Source organism: Streptomyces sp. NPDC096193, from assembly GCF_040302905.1.
Lineage (GTDB): Bacteria > Actinomycetota > Actinomycetes > Streptomycetales > Streptomycetaceae > Streptomyces.
This window is the reverse complement of sequence record NZ_JBEOSJ010000002.1, coordinates 310,782-328,459: the sequence shown is the minus strand read 5'-3', so window position 1 is coordinate 328,459 and position 17,678 is coordinate 310,782. Positions and strand designations below refer to the sequence as shown.

Sequence of the window (17,678 nt, the reverse complement as noted above, 5' to 3'; positions counted from 1 at the left end):
TGACTTTAGTCAGAGAATGGTGTGCGGTCCAGGGGTGTGCGGTCCAGTGCGGAACGCATCGCGGGCGGCGGCGCGAGGGTGCGCTGAGCGGCGATGACGTCGCGGTACCAGGCGTACGAGGCCTTGGGTGTGCGCCGCATCGTGGCGTAGTCGATGTGGACGAGACCGAAGCGCTGGGACGCGCCCTCGACCCACTCGATGTTGTCGGTGAGCGACCAGGTGAAGTAGCCGCGCACGTCCACTCCCTCGTCGACGGCCCGGTGCAGCGCCCGCAGATGCCCGTCCAGGAACGCAATCCGGCGCCGGTCGTCGAGCCCGTCGTAGGAGCAGCCGTTCTCCGTGATGTACACCGGCGGCAGCCGGTCGCCGTAGCGGCCCTTGAGCTGGACCAGCATCTCGCGCAGTCCGTCGGGGACGACGGGCCAGCCGAAGTCCGTGCGTTCCTCGCTCGGTGTCTCCCGCAGCCCGAAGGGCAGTTCGGCGGGCATGCCGACGCCCGCGAAGTCGCCGAGCGCGTCCTGGGCGGGGGCTCCGACGAGCATGGGGTGGTAGTAGTTCACGCCGTACCAGTCGAGCGGGGCGGCGATGACGGCGAGATCCTCGGCGACCGGGCCGGGCATCAGCGCGGCGATGTTCTCGTCGGGGTAGGCGCCGGTGAGGATCGGGTCGGCGAAGAGCCAGTTGGTCAGCGTGTCGTACAGGTCCGCGCCGAACCGGTCCTCCTCGCCCGTGCCCGCGGCCCGTACCGGCGAGTGCGACACGGCGATGCCGATGTTCTCCGCGCCGGCCGCCCGCAGGGCCGCCACCCCGAGTCCGTGGGCGAGCAACTGGTGGTGGGCCGCGGGCAGGGCGTCGAACAGCAGCTGTCTGCCGGGGGCGTGCTCGCCGAGTGCGTAGCCGAGCAGGGTGACCTCGGCGGGCTCGTTGACGGTGATCCACATGGGGACGCGGTCCGCGAGCCGCTCGGCGACCGCGAAGGCGTAGTCGGCGAAGCGGTAGGCGATGTCCCGGTTCAGCCAGCCGCCCGCCTCGTCCAGCGGGAGCGGGGTGTCCCAGTGGTAGAGCGTGGGCGCCGGGGTGATGCCGTTCGCGCACAGTTCGTCGACGAGCCTGTCGTAGAAGCCGAGCCCGGCCGCGTTGACCGGACCGCTGCCGCCGGGCACCACCCGCGGCCAGCTGACGGAGAACCGGAAGGCGTCCGCGCCGAGGCCGGCGAGCAGGGCGACGTCCTCGCGGTAGCGCTCGTGGAAGGCGGTGCCGCGCGATGCGTCGGAACCGTCCTTGATACGCCCCTGGGCCGCGAAGGCGTCCCATCCGGACGGCCCCTTGCCGTCGGTGTCCGCGGCTCCTTCCGTCTGGAAGGCGGAAGCGGAGGCGCCCCACAGGAAGCCGGGCGGAAAGGCGGGCAACGGTGGCATGGACCTGGCCGATGACATAGCCGTTGACCTTAATGGCCGCAACGTCACCCCCTCCAGACCCAGGCCTTGTCAGGATGGAGGTCGGCATCGACGACGAGGGGACCGCCAGTGCTGTTCGAGGTGTGGGCACCGCAGGCCGAGGAGCAGGTCACGCTGTGGCTGGAGGGCGCCGAGCGCCCGATGGCCCGGGACGCAGAGCGCAGGGACTGGTGGACCGCCGAGGCGGAGGCCGACGACGGCGCCCGGTACGGCTTCTCGCTGGACGGCGGCACGGTGCTGCCCGACCCACGCTCGCGCCGGCAGCCCGACGGCCCGGACGGCCCGAGCGCGCTGGTGCGACAGGACGCGTATGCGTGGCGCCACGGCTGGGACGGAAAGGGGCTGCGGGGTGCGGTGCTGTACGAGCTCCACATCGGCACGTACACCCCTGAGGGAACGCTCGACGCGGCGGCCGAACGGCTGGGCGAGCTCGCCGAGTTGGGGATCACCCATATCGAGCTGATGCCGCTCTGCCCGTTCCCCGGGGTGCACGGCTGGGGCTACGAGGGGGTGTCGCTGTGGGCGGTGCACGAGCCGTACGGCGGCCCGGAGGCGCTGAAGCGCTTTGTCGACACAGCTCACTCGCACGGCCTCGGCGTGGTGCTGGACGTGGTCCACAACCACTTCGGCCCGTCCGGCAACCACCTGCCCGCCTTCGGCCCCTACCTCACCGACACCCACACCACGCCCTGGGGCTCCGCGGTCAACCTCGACGCCCCCGGCTCGGACGAGGTCCGCGCCTTCCTGCTCGGCAGCGCGCTCGCCTGGCTTCGGGACTACCGGCTGGACGGCCTGCGCCTGGACGCGGTGCACGCCCTGGTCGACCACCGGGCGCTCACCTTCCTGGAGGAACTCGGGGCAGTGGTCGACGGGCTCTCCGCGGAGGTAGGGCGGCCGCTGTTCCTGATCGCCGAGTCGGATCTGTGCGACCCGCGCACGACGACACCGCGCGACGCGGGCGGCATCGGCCTGCACGCCCAGTGGAACGACGACTTCCACCACGCTCTGCACACCGCCCTGACCGGCGAGTCCCAGGGCTACTACGCCGACTTCGCCGCCGCCCCCCTCGCGGCGATCGCCAGGACCCTCACCCACGGCTTCTTCCACGACGGTACGTACTCCAGCTTCCGCGGCCGCACCCACGGCCGCGCACTGGACGTGGCCGCCACGCCGGCCCACCGCTTCCTCGGCTACGCCCAGACGCACGACCAGATCGGCAACCGCGCGCTCGGCGACCGCCTCTCGGCCACGCTCTCCCCCGGGATGCTGGCCTGCGCGGCCGCGCTGGTACTGACGGGCCCGTTCACCCCGATGCTGTTCATGGGCGAGGAGTGGGGCGCCCGTACGCCCTGGCAGTTCTTCACCGACCACACCGACCCGGAACTCGCCGAAGCCGTACGCAACGGCAGACGGCGGGAGTTCGGAGAACACGGCTGGCCGGAGGAGGAGATCCCCGACCCGCAGGACCCGGCCACCCGCGACCGCTCCTGCCTGGACCGCGCGGAACGCGACCGCGATCCGCACGCCCGCCTGCTGGCCTGGCACCGCGAACTGATCGCCCTGCGCCACGCCCAGCCGGACCTGGCGGACCCGGACCTGGCGGCGGTGAAGGTGGCGTTCGACGAGCAGGCCCGCTGGCTGGCTTACCGACGCGGCGATCTGCGGGTCGCGATCAACCTGTCGAAGGAACCGGCATCGATCCCGCTGGGCGGCGGGGGGAGGGTGCTGGCGGCGTGGGAGTCGATCCAACCGCCGGGCGGGGACGGGATGTTGCACCTGCCGGCGGAGTCGTGTGTGGTGCTGGCGGACGGGTGAGTCTCCGGGCCGCCTGACGCCCAATGGTCAGGCGGCCCGGACGAACTGCCCGACCGCGCCCGTCAACGAGCCGGACCGTGTCGTCACTCGCCGAGTGCCCGCTTAAGGGTCGGGCCCGTCATCTCGATGACGACGGCCATGGCCTGCAGTCCGTCCGGCAGGTTCGCGCGCTGGTCCTCACCGCTCACCAGGACGCTGTCCGGAAGAACGATGGCGGCGCCGAGACGGTCGGCCAGTTCAGCAACGATGTCCACGATCCCGCCGGACGGGAAGCGGTGCACGATGATGCCATCGGCACTCACGTTGACCTCCGCCTCGCCGCCGTCGGCTGCCCGGATCAGCATCTCCTCGGCGTCGCGGTCCGCGTTCACGGCATGAGACGCCAGTGCCTCCCTGGCCACCTGCTCGTCCAACGTTTCGGCCTCGCCGTCGACGAACCGATGAAGGGAAATCCCGTATCCCATACGTTTGACCTTCTCCTCTTTGGTACCGGACGGGGATGGTGATCGCCCACATTCTAGGCGGCGATCACCATCCTGGCGTCCGGTGGATTCCTTCTATGGCGTGTGCACGACCGTGATGCTGGTGATGTTCTCGTCCTTCAGCATGGCCTTGAACGCGGGGACCGAGCCAGCCTCAGAGCAGTGCCAGACGATCGGAATACCGTGCCTCTCGAATGCCTTGTTCTGCCTCTGGGCCTCCTCAGCGGCACTCTTGTACCATTTGTAGAACTTGCCGGTTTTGGGATCGATGAGCCCGAGGTACCCGTTCTTCGCGTCGAGTAGGGTCCCATTCTTGAACCCGTCGAACTTCACCCATCCCGACTTGGTGTCCGCGGTGAGCCGGTACACCATGCCCGCAGGAACGCCGGTGATCCGCGTCTGGTAGGCCAGAGCAGCCGGTTTCATGCTCTCGTTCTCGGCCTTCCACTGCCCCGGCCCGGTCAGATCGGCCCAGCATCCGCTGGAGGCCACAGCGGAGAAGGCAACCCTGGCCGCAATCCCGGCCTTCCTCGGGCAGTTCCTCGCAAAGTCCTCGAAGGCGTTGACCGTCTTCTCAAGCTTCGCCAGGGTGGCAGGGTCGAGGTTGTCCAGGGCCTTCAGCGCGGTGAAGGCGTCCCGGACCCCCACCCCTGTCTTCAGCGCAGCGTCCAGGGCGCGGATCCCCTCCGCGATCTTCGCGAACGCCTTGCCCGGGATGAAGTTGCTCGCTGCCCAGGCGCAGCCGCTGACGCTGCCGTGCCAGCAGTCGACGAAGTCCTGGACGAGGACGCCCTTGATGACCTGGTACGTGGTGGTCATTTCGACGAGTTGCCACTTGGAGAAGTACTCGGTTACGTCCTTCTTCAAGCCCTTGAGGGGCATGCTCTGGAGGAGGAGCGTGTCATCCGGCGGGCAGCCGTTGGCGCTGGCCGGCACATCCGGGTTGGTGCAGAGGAAGAAGTCGACCGTCGCGTTGAACGTGACCGTGAACGTTACGGTGCAGCCTTCGAAACCGATCTCGATGACGCAGTCGTTCTGCTGCTTGGCGTCGGTGATTTCGATGCTGCCGTCGTCGACGACGTACCACGTGCCGCCGACCCCGGTGCCCGCACCGGTCGAGACCTGCTTGTTCGCGGCGTTGCGAGCCGCTTCTTCCGCTGCCTGCTGCGCCTCCTTGGCGTACTTCAGTGCGTCCTTGGCCGCCTGCTCGGCTTCGGTCGCTGCGGCGTCGGCGCGGTTCGCGGCTGCGCGGGCGTCCTTGGCCGACTGCTCGGCCGCGGCTGCGGCGTCGCGTGCGGCCTGGGCGTCGAGAGCAGCCTGGTCGGCGGAGTCGCGGGCGGCCTGGGCGTAGCCCTCGGCCCGGCCCGCCGCCTGGTCGGCCGCGGCAGCGTCCACGGTGGCCTTGCGGTCGTACTCGACCGTGCGGGCCAGCGACGCCGATGCCTTGGCGGCCGCTGCTGCGGCGTCGGCCGCGTAGCCCAGAGCCTCCTTGGAGTAGGTGCGGGCGTTCGCCGCGTGACCGGCGGCGTTGGCCGCGTACTGGTAGGCGATCTTCGCGTCGCCCGTTGCCTGATCGGCGAGGTTCTTCGCCGCGGCCGCTTCGGCCTGTGCGTTCTTGGCGTGGGCGTCAGCGACAGCCTTCTGCTGTTCGGCGATCGACTTCGACGCCTGCCCGGTCAGCACGACCAGACTGGCGGCCGAGTCCGTGGTGACATACGGCGAGCCGAGCTGGATCGCGTCGTTCGCCGGCTTGGCGACCTGAGCTGCCGCGTTGCCCGCGTCGACGGCGGCCTGCGCGGTGACGTGGGCGAAGCCCGCCGCCTTCGCGGCGGCGACCAGCGCCTTGCCGGCCTCCTTGAACGCCTCATCCGCATGCGACTTGGCGGCCTTGGCCAGCTTCTCCGCCTCCTCCGCCAGCTTGACGGCCGCCTTGGCCTCGCCAGAGGCGTGCTCGGACGCGTCGATGGCGTCGGCCGCGGCGCTCGTCGCGGTCTTCACCGCGGCGTCGGCCTTCAGCTTTGCGGCCTGGGCGTCGTCCGCGTGCGCGCGGGACCGCTTGGCCGCCGCCTCGGCACGGGTGGCCGCCGCGTCCGCCTCGGTGGCCGCGTCGGTCGCGGCATCCGCCGCGGTGCGGGCACGGCCGGCAGCCGCTTCCGCGTCGTCCGCGTGTGCGCTCGCCGCATCCGCTGCCGCCCTCGACTCCTGGGCATTGCTGTCGGACTCATGGGCTTCGGCGAAGGCCTCCTTCGCGTCCGCCTTGGCACGCGCCGCGTCCGCCTTCTGCGCGGCGTCCCATGCGTCGTCGCGCAGATCGCGGGCGTTGTCGCGGGCCTTGACCGCTGCGTTCTTCTTCTCGACCGCGGTGACTTCGGCGGCTTCGGCTTTCTCCTTGGCGTTCTTGGCGTTCACCGCCTCGGCCTGGGCGGTCTGCTTGTGCTGACTGGCTTCGGCCTGCTTGGCCGCAGCGGTGTCCTTCTCCGCCTTGGCCGTCTTCTCCTCGGCCTCCGCCGCGAGCCGCTTGGCGTGCGCCTCCGCGGCAGCCGCCTTGGCGTCCGCTTCCGCCTTGAGCGCGACGACGAGCTTGGCCTCCGCGGTCTCCTTGTCCTTCTTCGCGTTGTCCCGGTGCACCTTGGCTGCATCCGCCGCGGCCTTGGCCTGCAACTCGGCGGTGTGCGCTGCCTCCTTGCGGAACTCCGCCTTGGACTGTGCCGCTTGGGCCAGCGCACGCTGCGCGATGGTCTGGCTGTCGCCGCCTGATGCGCGAGTGGCGGCTTCGGCGGTCTCACCGGCCTTCACCATCGCGTCCAGCGCCGCAGCCGCGCCCTTGGTCACCTGCGCCTTCTGCTGACCGACCAGCAGTCCACGACCGCGAGGTGCGCCGTTGGTGTCGGCGATGGCGTAGGCGGCCTTTTCGGCGGTGTCGGTGGTGGTGGCGGCGTTCTTCGCTGCCACCGCCTGCGCCTTGATGACGGCCAGCTGCTTCTTCGCCGCCGCCTGGGTGTCGGTGATGCCCTTCTTCGCCTTGTCGAACTGCGCCTTGTCCGGGTACGACAGGCTGTCCGTGCCCTTGTGACCGGACGGCTTGATCAGGAACTTCTGCGCACTGGCGTCCTTGCAGTCGTACAGCCGCGCGTCCGTGCTCTTGGTGAACGAGCTCAGGTCCAGGCACTTGCCCGTGCTGACGCTCTTCAGCGGCGAGGACGCACGGACGTCGCCCTTCCACGACTGCCCCTTGGACTTGTAGCAGTCCGAGATCTGGATCTTCGTGCCGTTCGCCGACGCGTTCCCGGCCACATCCAGGCACTTCTGCGAGCCGACATTGCGGAGGTGGAGGTCGTCCTCGCTGCCCTCCAGTGTCCACTGCTGCGCCGCGCCGTTGTTGCAGGTGTAGACCTGGATCGGCGTGCCGTTGGTCTTGGCACCGCCCGCGACGTCCAGGCACATGCCCTTCGCGCCCGGCACTTCGATCGTCGCGTAGCTGTCACCGATCCAGCCCAGCCCACCGGCGGACCAGTAGTCCTGCCAGCGAGCCAGATGGTCGGCGACCCAGGAATGACCCAGCATGTCCCCCAGAGCCTTCGCACCCGCGGCGAGGGCCTTGGTCGCGTCCTTGTTGGACGTCAGGAGCTGGTTGCGCTGCACAGCCTGGGAGGCGATCTCCTGCTGCCACTCCGTGGCGGCGGTGGCGGAGATACCGTTCAGTGCCTTGTTCGGGTCGATCGGATCACGCCATGTGCACGCGGCGAACCGGGTCTTGAAGTCCTCGACCGCAATGCGGTGCTCCGCCGTGCCCGGCTGTGGCGCGGTGCGGGGGAACCCGCCGGAGGCGAGGAAGATACGCGAGTTGTCCGTGCCCATCGGCTCCAGGGACGAGCCCGTCAGGTAATCGAACGCGCCGTGCTCGGTGACCTGACGGTCCCACTCGGGCTGCTGCGGATCGGGGTCCTTGCCGTACAGCGGTATGCCGAGGTCCTTGACGGCCTTCGCCGTCGTGGCGTCAGCCCGGGGCGTGGGGTCCTCGTAGAAGTCGCTGTCGCTCTTCCAGAACCGGTCAGCGGTCCACTTCGTCAGACCAGTCTGGCTGTAGAAGTCCTCGGTGCCGACACTCGGCGACGTACCTGGAGGCCAGTGGAACCCGACCTCGGTGAAGCCGACCGGTGTCTCCAGACCGTCGAGCGGCTTCTGCCATGCGGCCCGAAGTGTGTGGAGGGCATCCAGCTCCTTGGAGGCCGCCTCCTTGTCCTTCTTGTACGCCTGGGAGAGCGGGGTGTTCTCCCAGTGCTCCCGGTTGGCCAACTCGTGCAGCTTGTCCTGCGGCTGGTTAAGGCCGTCCTGCGCGGTGGCGGCCATGGTCGGCCCGCCCAGGCGCAGTACGTCGGCCATGAGGCACTGATCCTGCCGCAGCTGCTCCGCGGCGGTGTCCTCGAACCAGTCCTCGGAGTCGCTTGCCGAGGCCGTACGCTGTCCCGCTTCCCGGTCGAACAGGTCGGGCTGGATGGCCAAACCACCGAAGACGGCCAGCGCCGTTATGGAGGTGATGACGGGGGTGAGGATCGCAGATCTTCGTGATCGAGGTCGGAACAACCCTGGTCTGGGGCGCAAGAGGACATCCTTCATCGCGTACGAGGGCAGGCGGGGGTCACTGTCCGGAAGAGGTGGAGGAGGTGCGGGCTGATCAGCCCGCTGCGCCGACGCGTGGACGGGAACAGCGGGCAGCGCGCGCTGTGAGTCGGTTTCGCGACATGACAGTCGTTCCTCCCCGTGGCGGCACAGTCCCCCCGGCCGCCGGCTGATGCGCGTACGTCACGGCAGAGCGGTCAAGGTCCGCCGCGCATGCGCGGTGATCACCATAGACGCAGGTCAACGCAACTGGACAGGGGGTTACTTGAGCGTCCTGGGCTCCCCGACACGGGAGTACGCGCGGAGACACCCGCCTCTGTATGCGTAAAAGCCGTGCTCACGCCGAGAGTTACCTGTGTGTTTGCCGTGAAGGCGGAGCAACTCAAGGAAGCATGTCCCGGCCATGGATTGACCGATATTCAGTGTGCCTGACTACATGTCGATGGCGAGCCGTGGGCTGCGAGGACCCGAGCCAGCTCAACCGCACACCCTCCCCCCGAGCGTGCACCGTCACCCCCGACTCGCCCACCGTCACCTCCGTCGGGCTGAGGCCCGCCGGCAGGTCCGGGAGCACGCGTTCCCGTTCCGCGAAGGCTTTGGCGATGCGGGGAGCAGACGGGTCCAGGGGGCGGCCCGAGCCGGCGCCCCCACCCCCGCCTGCCCGGTGAATCTCCCCGTCCCGTGAATCTCCCTGCGCAGGCCACATCGGCCGAGGCCGAATCTTGCGATCGAGAGCGCTCCAACTCCTAGTCTCGGAGCATGAAGCAACTCAATCTCGGCAAGACGGGTCTGCGCGTCAGCGAGCTGTGCCTCGGCACCATGAGCTTCGAAGACGACACGAGCAGTCACGGCGCCCTCGACGCCTTCACCGAGGCGGGCGGCACCTTCATCGACACCGCCGACTTGTACGCGCGGGGAGGCTCCGAGGAGATCCTAGGGCGCTGGCTGAAGGGACGCCGCAGGGACGATCTCGTCATCGCGACCAAGGTCTGGGGCCGGATGGGCGAGGCGCCGAACGACGGCGGGCTCAGCCGCAAGCACATCATCGCCGCGGTGGAGGCCAGCCTGCGGCGGCTCGGCACCGACTACATCGACCTCTACCAGACACACATCTGGGACGGGACCACCCCGCTCGAGGAGACGCTCGCGACGCTGGACACGCTCGTGCGGTCGGGCAAGGTCCGCTACGTCGGCACCAGCAATGTGACGCCCTCCCAGCTCCAACGCGCGCTGGACCTGGCGCAGTTCCGCGGCTGGGAGCCGTACGTCAGTCTCCAGCCGCGTTACAACCTGCTCAGCCGCGAACTGGAGTGGGAGCTGGCGCCGATGTGCGAGGAGCAGGGCGTCGCCGTGATCCCGTGGAGCCCCCTCGCGGGCGGCTGGCTGACCGGCAAGTACCGGCGTGGCATGGCGTCCGTGCCCGCCGGTTCGCGTGAGGCCCACTTCCAGGAGCAGTCGGGCAAGGAGGACTGGCGCGAACGGGACACCGAGGAGACCTGGCGGACGCTGGACGCGGTGGACGAGGTGGCACGGGAGACCGGCCGTACGGCGTTGCAGGTGTCGCTGCGGTGGCTGATGCAGCAGCCGGCCGTGACGGCGCCCATCGTCGGCCCGCGGAACGCGGAGCAGTTGAAGGAGAACCTCAAAGTGGTGGAATTCGAGCTGACGGAGGGGCAGTTGGCGCGGCTGGACGAGGCCAGCCGCAGACCGCTGCCCTATCCGTACGAGATGCAGGCGCGGCTGTCCCACCACGACCCGCGGTAGGCAGCGACCGGGGACGCCACTCGGGCCGGGGGCGCTAGTCGACGATCGCCATGGTGCGTGGCGTGTTGTTGAGCCGGCGGCCCCCGGTCTCCGTCACCGTCACGATGTCCTCGATACGGACCCCGAACCGGCCCGGCAGATAGATCCCCGGCTCGACCGAGAAGCACATCCCCGGGACCAGCGGCTGCTCCTCGCCCTCGATCATGTACGGCGGTTCATGCGTGGTCACGCCGATGCCGTGGCCCGTCCGGTGGATGAACAGGTCGCCGTATCCCGCCTCTTCGATGATCTCGCGGGCGGCCCGGTCGACCTCCTGGCAGGCGACGCCCGGCTTCACCGCGTCGACGCCGGCCTGCTGAGCCTCCAGCACCACGTCGTGGATGTGCTGTTCGGCGGGGACGGGCTCGCCGACGTGGACCGTGCGGGAGGTGTCGGAGCCGTAGCCGTCCAGCAGTCCGCCGAAGTCGAGGACGACCATGTCACCGGCCTCGATGGTCCGGTCCCCGGCTTCGTGGTGCGGGTTGGCGCCGTTGGGCCCGGAGCCGACAACCGTGAAGTCGACCTGTGAGTGGCCGAACCGCCGCAGCAGGTCGGCGAGATCGGCGGCGATGTCCGACTCCCTGCGCCCGGAGAAGCGGACCTTGAGGATCTCCCCGTAGGTGGCGTCCGCGGCGGCGCCGGCCGCGGCCAGCCGCTCCAGTTCCGGTCCGTCCTTCACCGCGCGCAGCATGGGCAGCACCTCGGTCACCGAGGCGTACGAGGCATCCGGCAACTGCCGCTGGAGACCGAGCAGATGCATCGCCCAGGTGTTGTCGCTGACGCCGAACCGGCCGCCGGCCGGAAGCAGCGGCGCGGTCACGCCGTAGGGGTCGGCGCCGTCCGTCCAGTCGCGCAGGGTGAGAGCGGGCCCGCCGACGGCGCCTTCCGCGTCCGGGGCCTCCAGTTTGGGGACGACGAGCACCGGCTCGCGGCCCGCGACGAGGACGAGCAGCGTGAGACGTTCGGTGACCCCCGGCTGATAGCCGGTGAGATGCACGAGATCGGGGCCGGGAGCGATCAGCAGACCGTCGAGCCCCGCAGCGGCGGCTGCCTCTGCGGCACGGGCCATACGGGCCCGGTAGTCGTCGGTGGTGAAGGGCGCGGGAGTCGTCGGCATGAGCCCATCCTGCCCCCGGCTCACCCCCCGCGCGAGCTCAATCTCCGTATCCGCCGTCCTCGGCCACGAGTCGTTCCAGCAGCTCCTGGAAGTCCTCGCCGACGACGATCCGCAGGCCGTCGCCGTCCTCGTCCCGGTCGCTGAGCTGGGTGAGCGTCCCGTCGCGCCACCAGTAGACGTACGGGCTGATCGCACCGGGCGTGTCGGCGAAGCCGGAGGCCGCGAACGAGGTCATGGCGCTCAGCGTGGGGATCACACCGGCGTCGTGGATGGCGTGGAAGGCGAGCTGGTGCCGGAACGGCATGGCCACCAGGGCGCCGTCGGCGGTGAGCTGCTCGCCGCCGATCTGCCGGACGACGCTCTCCAGCGCGAGGACGCGGCTCGCGGTGTAGAAGGAGTCGCCGAGGACGACCTCGAAGCACATGCCTCCCTCGCCCTTGACCGTCTCGTGCCCCTCGACCGGCAGACCGCGCAGGTTGTAGAGCGCCTGTTCCCGGAGGTACGGCAGATCACCGAGCGGCTCCAGGGCCTCGTCGGGGAGCATCATGACGCTCTCGGGCAGATCGAGCGCGATGATCTCGAAGAGGCCGGGGGCGAGGGGACGGGCGTAGCCGAAATTGTCCGGGTCGAAGCCCTCGTGGCCGACGACCCGGGGGTAGAGCTGGGCGCGGATCTGCTCGGTCGGCAGGGTGTCCAGGGCGGAGGGCGCGTTCATGGTGCGCAGGACCATGCCGACGTGCCGCCGGACCAGCTCGGACCAGGCACGCGGTCCGCGGTCGTCGTTGTGCAGGACGGCAGCCAGATTGCCCAGTCCGAACTGACGTCCGTCGCTGTCGGTGACGACGTCGGCGAACACGGTCACTTCGAGGCCGTGCTCCGCGAACGCCTCCCGCACCTGTCCCCGGAAGCGCGCACCCTCGTCGACCGAGAAGAAGGAGAACTCGGGGTCCCGGGGCACATCGAGTCCGTCGCGCTTCGGCCCCCGCCGGAACAACCCCACGTCATCAGCCCTTTCGTTCGCCCGCCAGGACCGGACCTCCTGGACTCCGAGCGTACCCACCCCGTCGGCGGGTGATCCCCCGGGAGAGGGGTCGTGGCCTGCGCTTTGCCCGGCCTGTGCCGACTCATGGGCCGACGCTCGGCCGGTGCGGGGGCGGGCCGGAGGGCTTTCCGCTCCCGAGATCGAGCTCGGCGCGCACGGTCTTTCCCACCGGGACGCGGTCCAGCACCGACCAGCGGTCCGCCAGCTCCTCCACCAGCACAGTCCCCGGCCGGTGCCGTCGAGCGCGGCCGGCGGGCGCACATCGCCCCGGCCGGGCGGACGGCGTTCCCCACGGGTGTCGGAGACTTCGATACGCAGGGTCGCGGGCGTACGGGTGAGCCTCAGCTCGAAGTCCCGGCCCGGGACACGGCCGTGCGTCACGGCGTTCGCCGCCAGCTCGGCGACGATCAGTGCGGCGGTGTCGGACGCGTCGGAGCCGTGCGGCACGTCCCAGGCGTGCAGTTGATGGAGAGCCAGGTGACGGGCGAGCCGGGCGCCGAGAGCCGTGGAGCTGAACCGCTGCGTGAACACACGTACGGGGCCCAGCTGTTGGGGTGTGACGGGTGGGTGCATGGCCCCACCGTGGACGCCACGGAGGGGGCCCCTCCAGATCAGCGACTCGTACGCTGCGTCAGCGTACGGGTACACACAGTGGGCAGTCACAGTGACCCTCCGCGACCATGGACGCGGGAGGTGGCGGTCCATGGTGGACAGCGGGTGCGGGGAACCGGAGGTCTCGGACAGCCTGAAGGCGTTCGGGGAAGTGATCAAGGCTTTCAGGAAGAGAGCGCGGCTGACACAGGAACAGTTCGCGCCACGGGTGCGGTATTCGGTGCCGACGGTGGCTTCGATCGAGCAGGGGCGGAGGTTTCCACCGGCGGATTTCGTCGACCGGGCGGAGGAGGTGCTGGACACGTTCGGAACGATCCGGGGCGCGGCGCGGCACCTGTCGCGGCGACCGGGGCTGGCGAGCTGGTTCCGGCAGTGGGCGCGGCTGGAGACCGAGGCGGTGAACCTGTGCACGTACGAAATGCCGCTTGATCCCGGGTTTGTTGCAGACCGAGGCGTACGCCAGGACCCTGTTCAGGAACCAGTTGCCGCCGCTCTGCGACCAGCAGATCGCGGACCAGTTGGCCGCTCGGCTGGAGCGTCAGAAGCTGCTGCGGGAACGGCCGAACACGGCGTACAGCTTCATCCTGGAAGAGCATCTGTTCCTGCGCCGCACCGGCGGTGCGCAGATCACCCAGGAGCTCATCGAGCACATCCTCGACCTCGCGGAACTCCGCAACATCGAAATCCAGGTCATGCCGCAGGTGCGTGAGGATCACGCTGGGCTGCACGGCCGATCCGCCTGCTCGAAACGCCGAACAACCGGTGGTTCGGGTACTGCGAAGGCCAGGAGAGCGGACAGTTCATCTCTGACCCGAAAGTGATCAGTGTGCTCCAGATGCGGTATGCCAGGATGCGGTCACAGGCTCACTCCTTGGAGGAGTCCTTGAGCCTGCTGCGGCAGATGCGAGGAGAGGCATGACCACCACAGAACTGGCCTGGTTCAAGAGCACCTACAGCGGCACGCAGGGCGACTCATGCGTCGAAGTCGCCCTCGCCTGGCACAAGTCCAGCCACAGCAGCGGATCCGGAGACGACTGCGTCGAGGTCGCCGCCTGCCCCACCACCGTCCACGTCCGGGACTCCAAGGTCGAGCAGGGCCCCCAACTCGCCCTCTCCCCCGCCTCCTGGACCGCCTTCATCACCCACACCGCCCAGGCCTGACGGCGTCTCGCGCGCCCTACGGCATCGGCACGACGACGTCCGCCCGGTCCCTGCCCCGTGCGACCAGGCGGGCGTTGGCCTCGTCGGAGTCCCGGACCCAGCGCTCGGCCAAGGACCTCTCCTTGCCGAACTCCACGTGCCGGTCCACCAGTCGGGGGACACGGACCGCGGGATCGACTTCTAGATACCAGATCTCGTCGAGCAGGGGCCGGATTCCGGCCCAGGCGCCTTCGTCGTGCAGGAGGTAGTTCCCTTCCGTGACGACGAGGGGAACGTCCGGCGGGACGGCGATACTGCCGGCAACGGGCTCCTCCAGCCTCCGGTCGAAGGCGGGCGCGTAGACGGTGGTGTCCGCGGACCGCGTGCGAAGCCGGGCGAGCAGAGCGGCGTATCCGGCCGCGTCGAAGGTGTCGGGGGCGCCCTTGCGCCCGGCCCGGCCCAGACGTTCGAGCTCGGCCTGTGCCAGATGGAAACCGTCCATGGGAACGAGGACGGCGAGCCCGTCGAGGGCGTCCACGAGACGGCCGGCGAGCGTCGACTTGCCCGCGCCGGGCGCTCCGGCGAGCCCCAGGATGCGGCGGCGGCCGGGGACGGCGAGGGCGCGGGCTCGTTCCAGCAGGTGCGGAGGGGGCGGCGGCTGCGCAAGCATGTGCGCATTGTTCCACCACCGGTCATACGTATAACGTGTGACCCATGTCGTTCATCGCCCTGGTCACCGTCGTCGTCCGTGACTACGACGAAGCCATCGCCTTCTACACCGACGCGCTCGGCTTCGAACTGGTCGAGGACACCGACCGCGGCGACGGGAGTCGCTGGGTCGTGGTCCGCCCGGCCGGTCCCGGCCACGGCAGCGCACTGCTGCTGGCCCGTGCCAAGGACGAGGAGCAGCGCGCGAGCGTGGGCACCCAGACGGGCGGCCGGGTCGGGTTCTTCCTGCACACCGAGGATTTCGCGGGCGACCACGCACGCATGACGGCCGCGGGCGTGCGCTTCCTGGAGCAGCCGAGACACGAGGTCTACGGTTCGGTGGCGGTCTTCGAGGACCTGTACGGCAACCGGTGGGACCTGCTCCAGCCCAAGTAGCCGGCTGTGCTCGGTTGGGGGGTCACCCGGCCTTGGCCGGGATCGCCCGTGGGATCAGCTCTCGTCCGGCGTCAGCCGCAGCGAGATGCTGTTGATGCAGTACCGCTGGTCGGTCGGGGTGGGGTAACCCTCACCCTCGAACACGTGCCCGAGGTGTGATCCGCAGCGCGCGCAGCGCACCTCGACGCGCACCATGCCGTGCGAGCGGTCCTCGATGAGTTCGACCGCGTCGGTGTCCTTCGGGTCGTAGAAGGACGGCCAGCCGCAGTGGGACTCGAACTTCGTGTCGGAGCGGAACAGCTCGGCGCTGCACGCCCGGCAGGAATAGACGCCCTCCGTCTTGGTGTCGGTGTACTCACCGACGAAGGCGGGCTCCGTACCGGCCTGGCGCAGCACCTTGTACTCCGCCGGATTCAGCTCCGCGCGCCACTGCTCGTCCGGCTTCTCGATGTCGTACGCCATGAATTCGGCTCCCTCAGCTCGACAGACGGGCCAGGATCAGCGGACCGAGGTCCGTGACGTCTCCCGCGCCCATGGTGAGAACGAGATCACCGGGCTTCGCCATTCCCGCGACCACCTCGGGGACCGTCTCCTTGTCGTGGACGGCGGTCACATCCGCGCCCGCCGCGCGGGCGGCGTCGATGATCAGCTCGCTGGTGACCCCGGGGATCGGGTCCTCGCGGGCCGGATAGATGTCGAGGACCACCGAGGCGTCGGTCAGGGCGAGTGCCTGGCCCATCTCGGCGGCGAGCTCCTGCGTACGGGAGAAGAGGTGCGGCTGGAAGACGACCAGCAGCCGGGAGTCGGCCGCGGCGCCCCGCATGGCCTCCAGGTCGGCGGTCATCTCGGTGGGGTGGTGGGCGTAGGAGTCGATGACCTGGACGCCTGCGGCCTCGCCCTTCAGCTGGAGCCGGCGCTTGACGCCGGTGTACTTGCCGAGGGCGGAGGCGAGATTGTGCGCCGGGATGCCCAGCGCGACACCGGCGGCGAGGGCGGCCACGGCGTTGTGCGCGTAGTGGCTGCCCGGGACCGAGACGGTAAAGGTCAGGAACTTGCCGTTGAGCAGGACGGTGACCTCGCTGGTGAGGCCACGCGGGGTGACCTTGTGCACCCGTACGTCCGCGGACTCGGAGGCGCCGTAGGTGACGACCTTCAGCGTGGACAGGTCACGGATGCGGGAGGTGAGCTCCACCGCGCCCGGCTGGTCGGCGGAGATCACCAGGGTGCCGCCGGGGACGACCTTGCCGACGAAGGTCTCGAAGGAGTCGTAGATCTCGTCCATCGAGGCGTAGTTGGCGTGGTGGTCGAGCTCGACGTTGAGGACGATCGCGACCTCGGGGTCGTACTTCTGGAAGCTGCGGTCGCTCTCGTCGGCCTCGGCGACGAAGATGTCCCCGGCGCCGTGCCGGGCATTGGTCCCCGGGCCCTCCAGGTCGCCGCCGATGGCGTACGAGGGGTCGAGACCGAGCTCGGTCAGTGCCACGGCCAGCATGGACGTGGTGGTGGTCTTGCCGTGCGTGCCCGCCACCGCGATCGAGCGCAGGCCGGTCATCAGGGACGCGAGCGCGTCGGAGCGGTGGACGACCGGGACCGAGAGCTCACCGGCACGGGCCAGCTCCGGGTTGTCGGCGCGGATGGCGCTGGAGACGACGACACAGCTGGCGTCGGAGGCCAGGTGCTCGGCGGCGTGCCCGATGTGGACCGTGGCGCCCAGCGAACGAAGGCTCTCGGCGGTCGCGGACTCCTTGGCGTCGCTGCCCGCGACCTCGGCGCCCCGCTGGGCGAGGATCTTCGCGATGCCCGACATTCCGGCGCCACCGATGCCGATGAAGTGCGGGCGTTCCATGGCGCTAGGGATGGCGGGTGCCATGCGTGTGTCTCCCCACGAGGTACGAGTACGTGCGAGGGGCCAGCCTATTCGCTGTGCGCGAAGAGCTTGAGCACCGGGACGCCGACCTTGTGACGGGCTCTGGAGGCCCAGTCCCGGTGGAAGAACTCCTCGACATAGTGCGGTGCGGTCAGCACGATCACCTCGTCTGCTTCCGCCTCGTCGACGACCGCCTTGAGCTTGTCGAGCGGATGGTCCTCGACGACCTGGCCCACGGCCTCGCTGCCGGCGGCGCGCAGGGCGGCCAGGGAATTGTCCAGCGCACGCTCGGCGGGAGCCTTCGCGGCCCGACCCTCCGGCTCGTCGCCCTCCTTGACGGCGTCCTTCAGATCGCCGATGGCCACGTCGTCGATGGCACGCAGCAGGACGTCGGCCTGGTCGCCGCGCGGCTGCATCAGGACGACGAAAGCGACATTCTCGCCACCGTGCAGTGTGGTGACGAACTCCACATCTTCCGAGGTCAGGGGCTTCTCGATCATCAATACGCTAGTGAACACGTCAGGAGCCCTTCTGCGGAAACCATCCTTCCCCGCGTCGGCACGGGGAATGCGAGAGTAAGTCTGCCCGGCCGGAGCAAACCGGAACGACAAATTCCGCC

Annotated in this window: 13 protein-coding genes and 2 pseudogenes; 5 read left to right on the top strand and 10 right to left on the bottom strand. The window is 69.6% G+C overall.

All coding sequences use genetic code 11. The annotated features are described in order from the left end of the window. Positions 1 to 5: 5 nt before the first annotated feature. On the bottom strand, positions 6 to 1,436 hold the full coding sequence (locus ABTX78_RS04185) for a GH1 family beta-glucosidase (RefSeq protein ID WP_352205267.1): 1,431 nt from the start codon (positions 1,434 to 1,436) through the stop codon (positions 6 to 8). 90 nt (positions 1,437 to 1,526) lie between these two features. Between ABTX78_RS04185 and treZ the strand changes: the two genes are divergently transcribed. Beyond that, positions 1,527 to 3,272, top strand: a complete 1,746-nt coding sequence (treZ, locus tag ABTX78_RS04180; protein WP_352205266.1) for a malto-oligosyltrehalose trehalohydrolase — start codon at positions 1,527 to 1,529, stop codon at positions 3,270 to 3,272. A gap of 83 nt (positions 3,273 to 3,355) precedes the next feature. Here the strand turns inward: treZ and ABTX78_RS04175 are convergent, their stop codons facing one another. Both ABTX78_RS04175 and ABTX78_RS04170 read right to left on the bottom strand, forming a co-directional pair. Next, positions 3,356 to 3,736: a hypothetical protein gene (locus ABTX78_RS04175; RefSeq protein WP_352205265.1), complete on the bottom strand. Its 381-nt coding sequence runs from the start codon at positions 3,734 to 3,736 to the stop codon at positions 3,356 to 3,358. Positions 3,737 to 3,829: 93 nt separating this feature from the next. Continuing rightward, positions 3,830 to 8,371: a ricin-type beta-trefoil lectin domain protein gene (locus tag ABTX78_RS04170; RefSeq protein WP_352205264.1), complete on the bottom strand. Its 4,542-nt coding sequence runs from the start codon at positions 8,369 to 8,371 to the stop codon at positions 3,830 to 3,832. 762 nt (positions 8,372 to 9,133) lie between these two features. Here ABTX78_RS04170 and ABTX78_RS04165 point away from each other — a divergent pair. Further along, positions 9,134 to 10,138 carry an aldo/keto reductase gene (locus ABTX78_RS04165; RefSeq protein WP_352205263.1) on the top strand — a complete coding sequence of 335 codons (1,005 nt, stop codon included), beginning with the start codon at positions 9,134 to 9,136 and terminating at the stop codon, positions 10,136 to 10,138. 34 nt (positions 10,139 to 10,172) lie between these two features. On the opposite strand, the gene ABTX78_RS04160 is transcribed toward ABTX78_RS04165, so the two are convergent. The 3 genes and pseudogenes from ABTX78_RS04160 to ABTX78_RS04150 form a co-directional block, all read right to left on the bottom strand. Next, on the bottom strand, positions 10,173 to 11,294 hold the full coding sequence (locus ABTX78_RS04160; protein WP_352205262.1) for an aminopeptidase P family protein: 1,122 nt from the start codon (positions 11,292 to 11,294) through the stop codon (positions 10,173 to 10,175). A gap of 37 nt (positions 11,295 to 11,331) precedes the next feature. Next, positions 11,332 to 12,294 (bottom strand): DUF1444 domain-containing protein, encoded by a 963-nt coding sequence (locus ABTX78_RS04155; RefSeq protein WP_352205261.1) that lies wholly within the window; start codon positions 12,292 to 12,294, stop codon positions 11,332 to 11,334. A 124-nt stretch (positions 12,295 to 12,418) separates the two neighbouring features. Next, positions 12,419 to 12,909 (bottom strand): annotated as a pseudogene (locus ABTX78_RS04150) (ATP-binding protein). Positions 12,910 to 13,039: 130 nt separating this feature from the next. Between ABTX78_RS04150 and ABTX78_RS04145 the strand changes: the two are divergent. Together ABTX78_RS04145 and ABTX78_RS04140 are read left to right on the top strand one after the other, a co-directional pair. Then, positions 13,040 to 13,867 (top strand): annotated as a pseudogene (locus ABTX78_RS04145) (helix-turn-helix domain-containing protein). Beyond that, positions 13,864 to 14,109, top strand: coding sequence for a DUF397 domain-containing protein (locus tag ABTX78_RS04140; protein ID WP_352205260.1), 246 nt, complete (start codon positions 13,864 to 13,866; stop codon positions 14,107 to 14,109). The pseudogene ABTX78_RS04145 and the gene ABTX78_RS04140 overlap by 4 nt, the downstream one beginning before the upstream one ends. A 16-nt stretch (positions 14,110 to 14,125) precedes the next feature. Here the strand turns inward: ABTX78_RS04140 and ABTX78_RS04135 are convergent, their stop codons facing one another. Beyond that, positions 14,126 to 14,758 carry a nucleoside/nucleotide kinase family protein gene (locus ABTX78_RS04135; protein WP_352205259.1) on the bottom strand — a complete coding sequence of 211 codons (633 nt, stop codon included), beginning with the start codon at positions 14,756 to 14,758 and terminating at the stop codon, positions 14,126 to 14,128. A gap of 44 nt (positions 14,759 to 14,802) precedes the next feature. Here ABTX78_RS04135 and ABTX78_RS04130 point away from each other — a divergent pair, with 44 nt between their 5' ends. Next, the gene (locus tag ABTX78_RS04130) at positions 14,803 to 15,192 is read left to right on the top strand and encodes a VOC family protein (RefSeq protein WP_352205258.1); all 390 of its coding nucleotides are present in this window, start codon (positions 14,803 to 14,805) and stop codon (positions 15,190 to 15,192) included. Between the two features lie 54 nt (positions 15,193 to 15,246). Here ABTX78_RS04130 and msrB read toward each other — a convergent pair whose 3' ends face one another. Genes msrB through ABTX78_RS04115 form a run of 3 tightly spaced genes read right to left on the bottom strand, consistent with a single transcriptional unit; the run spans position 15,247 to position 17,577 of the window. Then, a complete protein-coding gene (msrB, locus tag ABTX78_RS04125; RefSeq protein WP_313943502.1) occupies positions 15,247 to 15,654 on the bottom strand; it encodes a peptide-methionine (R)-S-oxide reductase MsrB in 408 nt (135 codons plus the stop codon). A 13-nt stretch (positions 15,655 to 15,667) separates the two neighbouring features. Beyond that, positions 15,668 to 17,062 (bottom strand): UDP-N-acetylmuramate--L-alanine ligase, encoded by a 1,395-nt coding sequence (gene murC / locus ABTX78_RS04120; protein WP_352205257.1) that lies wholly within the window; start codon positions 17,060 to 17,062, stop codon positions 15,668 to 15,670. A 44-nt stretch (positions 17,063 to 17,106) separates the two neighbouring features. Then, the gene (locus ABTX78_RS04115) at positions 17,107 to 17,577 is read right to left on the bottom strand and encodes an indole-3-glycerol phosphate synthase (protein ID WP_352205256.1); all 471 of its coding nucleotides are present in this window, start codon (positions 17,575 to 17,577) and stop codon (positions 17,107 to 17,109) included. Positions 17,578 to 17,678: the final 101 nt, after the last annotated feature.